Annotated in this window: 2 protein-coding genes; one reads left to right on the forward strand and one right to left on the reverse strand. The window is 30.8% G+C overall.

The features are described from left to right. Positions 1–23 precede the first annotated feature (23 nt). On the forward strand, positions 24–1,286 hold the full coding sequence (locus BTU61_RS10195; protein WP_200773430.1) for a PLP-dependent aminotransferase family protein: 1,263 nt from the start codon (positions 24–26) through the stop codon (positions 1,284–1,286). Here the strand turns inward: BTU61_RS10195 and BTU61_RS10200 are convergent. Beyond that, positions 1,272–3,518 carry a hypothetical protein gene (locus tag BTU61_RS10200; protein ID WP_234700145.1) on the reverse strand — a complete coding sequence of 749 codons (2,247 nt, stop codon included), beginning with the start codon at positions 3,516–3,518 and terminating at the stop codon, positions 1,272–1,274. The genes BTU61_RS10195 and BTU61_RS10200 overlap by 15 nt on opposite strands. Positions 3,519–3,544: the final 26 nt, after the last annotated feature.

A 3,544-nucleotide genomic window follows, 5' to 3' on the forward strand; every position in this document is an offset into this window, starting at 1 on the left:
AATAGTTATCGGTAGGAGAACTTATGGATACCTTGCAGAAATTTGAACAGCTGTACAACGATGCAGTATTTACATACCAGAATCAACTTCCTCTATGCGCAGCAGAGAATGTTGTATCACCTTTTTCTAAAATTATGCTCTCTTCACCACTACAAGAGAAATATCTTCTAGGAGCAAGTTCGACCTACCAAGAAAATAATTTTTTAGGGAGTAACAAGCTCTTTGAATTTAATCTTTTTTTAAACGAACTATGTCTTGGATTATACGGTGCACAATATGCTGATGGACGCACCTTATCTGGTATTAATGCTGTTACGTCATTATTAATGACTTTATTTGAGGAGGGGGACATTGTATATATATCAAGTGATGAATATGGTGGGCATACCTCAATAAAGAAAATATGTCGAAGATTAGGGATAATTACTAGATATATTCCTTATGACTACAATAAATTAGATTTTGATTACGACCGATTAAATAAAGCTCTTATAGAGGAAGATGCCAACGGGGTATTAGTTTGTCTTTCTGATATTTTATTTCAACCTGATTTAGAAAAGATTATTTTGCCTAAAGACTGTATCTTGTTATACGATGCTACTCAGACTCTAGGCCTGATTGCTGGTAAAGAGAATAAAAATCCATTTGAGTATTTTAATAAAAGCGATGATAATTTCATTATGTTTGGTGCTACTCATAAAACTCTTCCAGGGGTGACATGTGGTCTTATATTGACAAATAATCCATTGTTACTTCAAAAATATGAAGCAATAAATCCTGACTTCTTAAGAAATACCCATTTTCATCACATTCTCAGTTTAATAACAACTTTGATTGAATTTGAAAAATTTGGCAATGCCTATTCTCAAAATATTCGAGAAATGGTCAAAGACCTTTCTAAAAAGTTAATAAAGAACGGCTTTATCTTAGTAGGTGATGAACGGTATTCTGAAACTCACCAGATTTGGCTCTCTTTCCCTAATCAAATTGAATTAGACGCCTTTTTTGAAGCATGTTGCCATTATGGCATATCCGTAACAAAGCGAGAAAAGAAAATCTATAATGATTTTGGGATTAGGATTGGTTTACAAGAAATCGCACGCTATAATTGGGAAATTGATATTATTGATACTGTAGCCACGATACTAACGGCAATAAAAAATAATATGCCTAGCGATGAAATCACTAAGCATGTTGATAACTTTGTAAAAGCCAAACGAACTCTGAACTATACTTTTTCAGACGCACAAGTTAACCAATTTAAGCAAAGTTTACATGACAGTTAAAGGTATAAAACAAGACTGTTTTTTTGATAATTTTTGGGCAATATTGGAAGTATCATAATACTCTAACAGCCTAGCATACTTAGAAAGTTGATCAAGCATGTCATAGTCATGTGTTAGATAATAATAAGCTAATTGGAATTGCACTTTATTCAATAAAGGCTCTGTTGGAATGGCTCGATAAATAAAATTCAAATCTTCTTGTGTAACTTTAGCATGTTGCTCCTGCAATAATATCCTTCCAATCATGGCGTTGTGATATAAATTAGTATCTCCAACATTTTTTGAAAATGCAATAGCTTTATCATAGAAATCATAACTCGCTTTATAATTATTTTTAGAAGATTGGAAATAGAATTTCTCTCGGTATAATTCCCCAGCTTCAAAATAATAATCATATAAAATTCTTAATTTGCTATTCTCTAAACTCTTAATATTTTTTATTAAGAGTTTTTCTGCTTTTTCTAAGTTATTGCAACACCTACGATAAAAAATAATATAATGACGCTGAGCGAACAATACTATCTCGTTACCAGACTGTAAACTATCTATTTTATTTTCCAACTCTGCAAATTTTCTTTTCAGGTGTTTTTTTCCTTGAAACATATCAATTGAAAAGGCTGAATATAGCGAACGAATTTGATAATAGATTTCTTGACTATTGTTGGAAAGTTTACGAAAATTCTTAGATATTTGACTTAAGTCCTTACCGATGTGCCTCTTACAATGCAAGATTAAATAGTTACAACGCTCTTGTTGTGCAGAGGATACGGTACTTGTTGCCAGTAATAATTCTAAATTTTCAATAGCATCTTGAAATGAATTCGTTAAATGTAAGAGATCACAGAAATTTATCTTATAAGATATCGCTTCGGTTCGAACATTTCTATAAATTAGGTTGCTATCAAACACATCGCAATCATTTATTTTATCGATAATATTTTTCGCGTAGTTGTAATCTCCTATTTTTAATATAGAAGAAATAAAACAGTCAAAAAAATCATTAATAATTTTATCAAAATCAAAAAAAGCTTGAGGTCCGTTTTGTAAAATTATCTCACCCAAATATAGTAGATATTGATATTTTTCATTGTTGTACAATTGTTTTAATATTTGAATAAAGGTTGAATAATCATTTTTTATTGTGATAGGCAGTCGTAGTGATAATTCTAAAAAATTTTCCTGACTATGTATTTTATAATACTCCAGTAATTTTACGTACACGTATTCATTCTTTAAGTGTGAGAGATACTGTTCAGCAATGAGCGGATTTAATTCAATATTCTTTGTGATTTCCTCAAATTGAATCAACCCTTTTGATGACAACGACATTATTAGACCAATATCAAAAGTGGAGAACAGTTCCTCGGTAAAGTCATGATATAGAATTTTATTCAAAGCGATTGACTGCAAGAGGTCTTTCTCTTCAGCAGTGCAAATGGCTAATTGAGATGATACAACCTCCACGAGTTCATAGTTAAGTGGGCAGCGATTTGTTTTGAAAAGATAGTCTACATAGACAGGAATTCCTTGAGTTAAGGTAAACACTCTTGAAAGATTGTCTTCATCAATATCCAATCTACGTAGCTTTGCTAGTTCAGCAACTTGTTTCGCATCAAAATTCTTTATTTCTATTTGAGAAGATTCCTTAGGATTAATATAATTTAGCCCTAAAATAATCTTATATTGAACATGATAATTATCCAGGAAAAAATTGATTATATTGGCGTATTGTGTCGGAGCAATATTATCTAGGATAATCAGACATTTTTTACGACCAAGGAGACTATTAAGCCAATTATAAAAATCGAGTGGACTGACTATCTTTATTTCAGTAATTTTCTCCAGTTCATCAATTAAATTTTTCTTTTCTAAATCGATATACAATGAAAATTTAATGAATTTCTCTTTTTTATCAAGGACTCTATCATGTAGTTTTTTCAGTGTAATTGTTTTACCACGTCCTAGAGCACCGTATACAATAGTTAGTTCCTGATCTTTAATGAGTTCCTGAAGAATTTCTTGGATTTCCATTTCCCGTTTTAAATAAACATTATCCTGTATGTACTGTTTGTTCTTGAAAATATTCTTACGTTTTCTATGCTTTTGCAGATAATGTTGTACAAACTTCTGTGGAATTTTGAATATGAACAATATGACTGATATAATTATGGGGATAAAAATTTGATAAAAATTGGGATATTTTGCTAATAACTCCTCTAAATATTTAAGCAATTTAATCTCTCCTACCGATAACTATT

The organism is Streptococcus lactarius, from assembly GCF_016642265.1.
GTDB classification, from domain to species: Bacteria; Bacillota; Bacilli; order Lactobacillales; family Streptococcaceae; genus Streptococcus; species Streptococcus lactarius.